The organism is Rossellomorea pakistanensis, from assembly GCF_016908495.1.
In the GTDB taxonomy this organism is placed as follows: domain Bacteria; phylum Bacillota; class Bacilli; order Bacillales; family Bacillaceae_B; genus Rossellomorea; species Rossellomorea pakistanensis.
Window position 1 is genome coordinate 42,004 of the sequence record NZ_JAFBDZ010000010.1, and the last position, 6,993, is coordinate 48,996.

At 38.8% G+C, this 6,993-nt stretch carries 6 protein-coding genes; all 6 read right to left on the reverse strand.

The annotated features are described in order from the left end of the window. Entirely contained in the window at positions 1 to 1,377 is a 1,377-nt protein-coding gene (gene radA, locus JOC86_RS23995; RefSeq protein WP_205176141.1) for a DNA repair protein RadA, read from the reverse strand. A gap of 169 nt (positions 1,378 to 1,546) precedes the next feature. After that, positions 1,547 to 3,988, reverse strand: a complete 2,442-nt coding sequence (gene clpC / locus JOC86_RS24000; RefSeq protein WP_205176143.1) for an ATP-dependent protease ATP-binding subunit ClpC — start codon at positions 3,986 to 3,988, stop codon at positions 1,547 to 1,549. A gap of 2 nt (positions 3,989 to 3,990) precedes the next feature. Next, the gene (locus JOC86_RS24005) at positions 3,991 to 5,070 is read right to left on the reverse strand and encodes a protein-arginine kinase McsB (protein WP_205176145.1); all 1,080 of its coding nucleotides are present in this window, start codon (positions 5,068 to 5,070) and stop codon (positions 3,991 to 3,993) included. Continuing rightward, complete coding sequence (locus JOC86_RS24010) at positions 5,070 to 5,612, reverse strand: protein-arginine kinase activator protein McsA (RefSeq protein ID WP_205176147.1); 543 nt, start codon at positions 5,610 to 5,612, stop codon at positions 5,070 to 5,072. Before JOC86_RS24010 ends, JOC86_RS24005 begins: the two co-directional genes overlap by 1 nt. A 14-nt stretch (positions 5,613 to 5,626) precedes the next feature. Next, entirely contained in the window at positions 5,627 to 6,088 is a 462-nt protein-coding gene (locus JOC86_RS24015; RefSeq protein WP_205176149.1) for a CtsR family transcriptional regulator, read from the reverse strand. Positions 6,089 to 6,717: 629 nt separating this feature from the next. Beyond that, positions 6,718 to 6,993: hypothetical protein (locus tag JOC86_RS24020; protein WP_205176151.1), on the reverse strand; the 276-nt coding region annotated here is incomplete at its 5' end.

The window sequence follows — 6,993 nt, forward strand, 5'->3', positions numbered from 1 at the left end:
CTATCCTCCTAATGCGTACTTTAACGCTTCGTTAATATTTGTTACTCCGATTATTTCAATACCGGAAGGCACTTTCCATCCACCGATATTATTTCTAGGAATGATAACCCTTTTAAATCCTAGCTTTGTTGCCTCCTGAACACGCTGTTCGATTCTCGACACCCTTCTTATTTCCCCTGTTAACCCTACTTCGCCGATAATACAGTCCTGTGCATCGGATGTTTGATCTCTAAAGCTTGATGCGATACTGACTGCAATAGCTAAATCAACTGCCGGTTCATCTAATTTCATCCCACCAGCGACCTTTAAATAGGCATCTTGATGTTGTAAAAGCATTCCTGCCCTTTTTTCAAGAACGGCCATAATAAGAGAGACACGGGCTTGATCTATTCCTGTAGCCATCCTTCTTGGATTGTTAAAGCTAGTCGGAGTAATTAATGCTTGTATTTCGACAAGAACGGGTCTCGTTCCTTCCATTGAGGCCACAACTGTTGAACCCGCTGCACCTTGAGAGCGTTCTTCCAAGAAAATTTCAGACGGGTTTTCCACTTCCTCCAAGCCTAGTTCTTTCATTTCAAAAATACCCATTTCATTTGTTGACCCAAATCGATTCTTTACCGCTCGAAGGATACGATACGAATGGTGTCTTTCTCCTTCAAAATATAAAACGGTATCCACCATGTGCTCTAACAACCTTGGTCCAGCAATGGACCCTTCTTTAGTAACATGCCCGACAATAAAAACGGCAATTCCCTTTGTTTTCGCAATTCTCATCAGTTCGGAAGTACACTCTCTCACCTGCGATACACTTCCAGGTGCTGATGTGACCTCAGGATGGAAAACAGTTTGAATGGAGTCCACAATAACAAAATCAGGAGATAGAGATTCAATCGTTTGGGAGATGGATTCTAGATTTGTTTCAGAATAAATATATAAATCTTCCGCTTTGATTTCCAAGCGGTCTGCTCTAAGCTTAGTTTGTTTAATAGATTCCTCTCCAGAAATATATAACACTTTGTGCTTAACCGCTGCTAGCTGAGAAGAAACTTGAAGTAAAAGTGTGGATTTTCCAATTCCTGGGTCACCGCCAATTAACACCAAGGATCCTGGAACAACCCCCCCACCTAATACTCTGTTCAATTCCTTTGATTGTGTAAGAACACGGGGTTCTTCCTTTGATTCAACGGAAATTAACTTCTCAGGTTTAGATGGCGTTGTAGAAGAACTATGTATAAAGGCTCCTTTAGGTTGTTTACCGGTGATTTCCACCTCTTCGACCATCTTATTCCACTCACCGCACCCTGGGCATCTTCCCATCCATTTTGCCGATTCATAACCACAAGATTGACACATAAACTTTGTTTTCTTTTTCGCCACACTTAACGTCCTCTCTACCTTATCTATAGTATGTTAACGCTTCTACTTGAATTCTTTTTTTGAGATGATTGTAACTGTTTTCCGTAATGGATTCAATCAATATTACTTCCACAGAGTTGGATATAAAAAAAAGGTACGCGATTACATCCACGCGTACCTCTATTAACTATTAGGAAACCGTTGAACTAGCCTCTTTTATTTTGACAGTGAAGTCATTATCTTCAACGTCAATCACCACACTTTGACCTGTTAACACTTTTCCTTTTAGTAGCTCTTCTGAAAGGCGATCTTCAATATGTTTTTGTATCGCGCGACGGAGCGGGCGTGCACCATATTCAGGATCGTACCCTTCGCCTGCAATCTTCTCTTTAGCCTCTTCTGTTAGCTTAAGCTCGATGTCTTGTTCTTGCAGACGTTTTGTCAGCTGATTCGACATAAGCGAAACGATATGCTTTAAGTGTGATTTTTCAAGAGAATGGAACACAATCGTTTCATCGATACGGTTTAGGAATTCAGGACGGAAGGCTTTCTTTAGCTCTTCCATTACTTTTCCTTTCATATCTTTATAATCATGTTGGTCATCACCGATATTAAATCCAACATGCTTATTACGTTTAAGTGCTTCTGCACCAACATTAGATGTCATGATTAATACGGTATTTCTAAAGTCAACTGTACGCCCTTTAGAGTCGGTCAAACGACCATCCTCTAATACCTGAAGTAAAATATTAAACACATCTGGGTGTGCTTTTTCAATCTCATCTAATAGAATAACCGAGTAAGGCTTTCTCCTTACTTTCTCCGTTAATTGACCACCCTCTTCATATCCCACATATCCTGGAGGAGAACCAACAAGTCTAGATGTAGAATGCTTCTCCATGTATTCAGACATATCAATACGAATCATGGCATCCTCGTCACCAAACATGGCTTCTGCTAATGCACGACCTAGCTCGGTTTTTCCTACTCCTGTTGGCCCTAGGAAAATAAACGAACCAATAGGTCTCTTTGGATCCTTTAAACCTGCACGGGCACGTCTAACAGCTTTGGATACAGCGATTACAGCTTCCTCTTGACCAATGACTCTTGAATGTAAAATCTCCTCAAGCTTTAATAATTTCTCCGTTTCTGTTTGCGCCAGTTTAGAAACGGGTACTCCCGTCCAGCTAGAAACGACCTTCGCAATATCTTCCACACTCACTTCTGTGTTTTCTTGACCTTGCTTCTCTTTCCACGTTTTCTTCGTTTCTTCTAGCTCTTCACGTAAGCGCTGTTCTGTATCACGTAATGATGCAGCTTTTTCGAATTCTTGACTTTGAACCGAAGCATCTTTTTCTTTACGAATTTCTTCTAGCTTGATTTCAAGTTCTTTCAAATTCGGTGGAGTCGTATAAGAACGTAAACGTACCTTTGAACCTGCTTCATCAATTAAGTCAATCGCTTTATCCGGTAAGAAACGATCAGAGATATACCGGTCCGAAAGCTTAACAGCTGCTTCAATTGCCTCATCTGTAATCGATACTCTATGGTGGGCTTCATAACGATCCCGTAGCCCTTTTAAAATTTGAATGGACTCTTCTGCTGTAGGCTCATCGACTTGAATTGGCTGGAATCTTCTTTCAAGAGCCGCGTCTTTTTCAATATATTTTCGGTATTCATCAAGCGTTGTTGCTCCAATACACTGTAATTCACCACGTGCAAGCGAAGGTTTTAAAATGTTTGAAGCATCAATAGCTCCTTCTGCTCCACCTGCTCCAATGAGTGTATGAAGTTCATCAATGAAAAGAATAATATTACCTGCCTGACGAATTTCGTCCATTACCTTTTTCAAGCGATCTTCAAATTCACCACGATATTTTGTTCCAGCCACCACTGTCCCCATGTCAAGGGTCATTACTCGTTTATCTCTTAAGATTTCTGGTACTTCATTAGAGACAATTTGCTGAGCTAACCCTTCTGCAATGGCTGTTTTCCCTACACCTGGCTCCCCAATGAGTACAGGGTTGTTCTTTGTTCTTCTACTTAGAACTTCAATGACCCTTTGAATTTCTTTGCTACGCCCGATAACCGGATCTAAGCTTCCTTCACGTGCTATAGAGGTTAAATCCCTTGCTAAACTATCAAGGGTTGGAGTATTGGCACTTGCATTAGAGCCACCTTGATGATTACTTGATTCACTACTTCCTAATAGTTGAAGAACTTGTTGTCGGGCTTTATTCAAGCTAACTCCAAGATTCGTCAGTACTCGAGCAGCTACACCTTCTCCCTCGCGAATTAAGCCTAGCAGAATATGCTCTGTTCCAACATATGAATGTCCTAATTTACGAGCTTCATCCATTGAAAGCTCGATTACTTTTTTAGCTCTAGGAGTATAGTGAATTGTCTGTGCCTGCTCTTTTCCTTTCCCAATTAAGCCCTCTACTTCCTTTTGAATTTTTTCAGGACTTAAACCTAATGCAGTAAGAGCTTTAGCGGCAATCCCTTCTCCTTCTCTAACAAGCCCTAATAGAATATGCTCTGTACCAATATTGTTGTGAGAGAGGCGTATTGCCTCTTCTTGTGCTAAAGCTAATACCTTTTGTGCTCTTTCTGTAAATCGACCAAACATCATAACTATTCCTCCTCGCTTGTTTGATTCTCAAGATTAAGTCTTGCTCGAATTAATGTCGCTCTTCTAACATCTCTTTCATTTGGACTCAGCGGCCCTCCTGAATATTGTTGAAGAAATCCTGGTTGAGTAAGAATCATTAGTTCATTTAATATATTCTTAGAAACATTTCTTATATACCCTAAGTCAATTCCTAATCTTACATCTGATAAACAAGTGGCTGCTTCCTTCGACTCTATTATTCGGCAATTTTCAAGTACGCCATAGGATCGAAACACCCTGTCCTCTAATTGTATGTTTGAGGTTTTAACTAATGCGTCTCGGGCAGCCTGTTCCTGTGCAATTAACTGTTTAACAACACCTAATAAATCATCTACTATATCTTCTTCTGATTTCCCTAATGTCATTTGGTTAGAAATCTGAAAGATATTACCTAATGCTTCGCTACCTTCCCCATAAATTCCTCTAACAACCAATCCTAATTGATTAATAGCAGGAATAATTTTATTCATTTTATTTGCAAGCGTAAGACCCGGAAGGTGAATCATTACAGATGCCCTAAGCCCTGTACCGACATTTGTGGGGCAGCTTGTTAAATATCCACGTTTTTCATGGAACGCAAAATCGAATTTACTTTCTAACCAATTGTCCATTTCTTCAGCTTTTTGTAACGCTTCAGTAAGCTGTAACCCAGGATACAAACATTGTATTCGAAAATGATCCTCTTCGTTGATCATGATACTAATATCTTCATTATCAGAGAGTATGACAGCACCGTGCCTTGACCTTTCTACTAAGTTCGGACTAATAAGGTGCTTCTCCATAAGTACTCTTTTTTGAAGAGATTGCAACTCATCCATTAACAAAAACTCTGGCTTTTTATTATCAATTAATTGTTCTTCTAAAAAGTATTTGACACCATCAACGATCTGTTTGGCATCTTTAGAAGTAAAGAGGGTCGGAAACAAGAAATCCCTTAAGTTTCTTGCTAATCGGATTCTCGTGCTTAAAACAATATCTGAATACGGCCCCTCTTCACTCATCCAGGAGCTCACAGCTTGATTCAAAAACTTTTCCATAGACATTACTGTCCCCCTCCATTCTTTAAGTTCTTTTCAAGGGAACGTACTTCGTCTCGAATCTCCGCTGCTTTTTCAAACTCTTCCTGTTGAATTAACTCTTGTAAATGAGCTTTTAACTGCAAAATTTTCTTTTTGACATGAATTTCTCCACCAATTCTTTGTGGGATCTTACCGTGATGTTCCACATTCCCACTATGAACACGCTTTAAAATTGGATCAAGATAATCTTTAAAAGTTTCATAGCAGTTTGCACATCCAAAACGACCGACCTCAACAAATTTATCAAAGGTCATTTTACATTTATTGCATTGAAGAACACTACTTGATGAAAAAGGTTCCTCTGTCGGCTTTTGCATTGCTGCATTCATATTAAAAAGACCAGCCAGTAAGTTGTTTACTGAAAACCCAGGACTACCTCCAAACATAAACATCTCACCTTTTCCTTGGGCACATCCTTCACAAAGATGGACTTCCGTTTTTTCCCCGTTAACCACCTGTGTAAAGCGGAGAGTCGCAGGTCTTTCGTTACATTCCTGACAATTCATTCATTCTCTCTCCCTTATTTATATTTCAATGTTTCTAACATCGCTTTTAACATCCTTGCCCTAAGCTCATCACGCTCAGGCAAATCCATGTATATAACCGATCGATCCATCACACTAATCATTATCTTGGCTTCTCTCGGAGAGATCACGTTCTCTTCTACTAGTCGAGAAATCACATCGACGGCTGCTGCTTGTGGAATTCGGTGCGAAAATAAGGTCAGGAGATGATCAATGAGATGGGCCTGATCATGAGATTTCACTTTCATGATACGGATATAGCCTCCCCCCCCTCTTTTACTCTCAACCATATATCCTCTTTCTATCGTAAAACGTGTATTAATAACATAATTAATTTGTGAGGGGACGCATTGAAACTTATCTGCAATCTCACTTCTCTTTATTTCTACTATTTCACTGCCAGTAGCCTCTAAAACATTTTTGAGGTAACTTTCAATGATATCGGAAATATTCCTCATCAGTCCTCCTCCTCTTTTGACTTTGACTATATTTGACGTTAATTATACAATAAATAATCTCCAGTTGGCAATCGAATAGTCTGCCTTAAAAAGTTTCCCACTTTCAAGCTATTTCTAAACCTTTTATGATAAAAATATAATTAAAAATTTCGCTGATTATGTTAATGACATTTATCAAGTTTTATCTAACATAATTGACCCTAATGTTTTTGTCTTTAAATTAGAAGGACGAATTTGAACTTCCACACTCTAATAAATACGTTAAATCTACTTGCCTATAAAGCGATGTATGGTATCCCCAAAGCCTTGATAATCCCAAATAAAAAAAGAAACTTTTCACTTTATAGATCATCTATTATCCATTGTATTCAAGACCATAATACAGGGTTTCAATAGCGATTAATTGATTATCCGATAAGTTAGAAGTAATGGTCTTTAAAGAAATTGACTTTCTTTTTGTTTTTGAACAGATGGTTTAACCCAGCTTACACTCTTTCTAATTGCTTCATTTAAATCAAGGCTTTTATAGAATGTTGTCATATAGTGTCGAATAACGATAGAAAGGGGAAAGTTGAAAATTGAAGTAGAAAAGTTGAAAATTAGCGACATCATTTTGTTTTTTTCAATGGTTACACTCCAGTATTAATACTACTTTTCATAAAAAACCTTTGATATATAATAAGACTGTTGAATAACTGAACATTTTGATTAACAAATCTCACGTTTTCACAAAATGATTTCGAACTTAGGAATTTTATAATTAACAACACAAAAAAAGAGTATCCTGAGAAGGTTACTCTTTTCCAATTAGCCTGGCGATGTCCTACTCTCACAGGGGCCCCCCAACTACCATTGGCGCTGGCTGCGGCTTCCGATGAGCTTCGGATCTCTTCGTCCGCTTCTCT

Coding starts and splice junctions, on each gene's coding strand:
- clpC (WP_205176143.1), bottom strand. CDS start 3,988: ATGATGTTTGGTCGATTTACAGAAAGAGCACAAAAGGTATTAGCTTTA.
- JOC86_RS24015 (WP_205176149.1), bottom strand. CDS start 6,088: ATGAGGAATATTTCCGATATCATTGAAAGTTACCTCAAAAATGTTTTA.
- JOC86_RS24005 (WP_205176145.1), bottom strand. CDS start 5,070: ATGTCTATGGAAAAGTTTTTGAATCAAGCTGTGAGCTCCTGGATGAGT.
- JOC86_RS24010 (WP_205176147.1), bottom strand. CDS start 5,612: ATGAATTGTCAGGAATGTAACGAAAGACCTGCGACTCTCCGCTTTACA.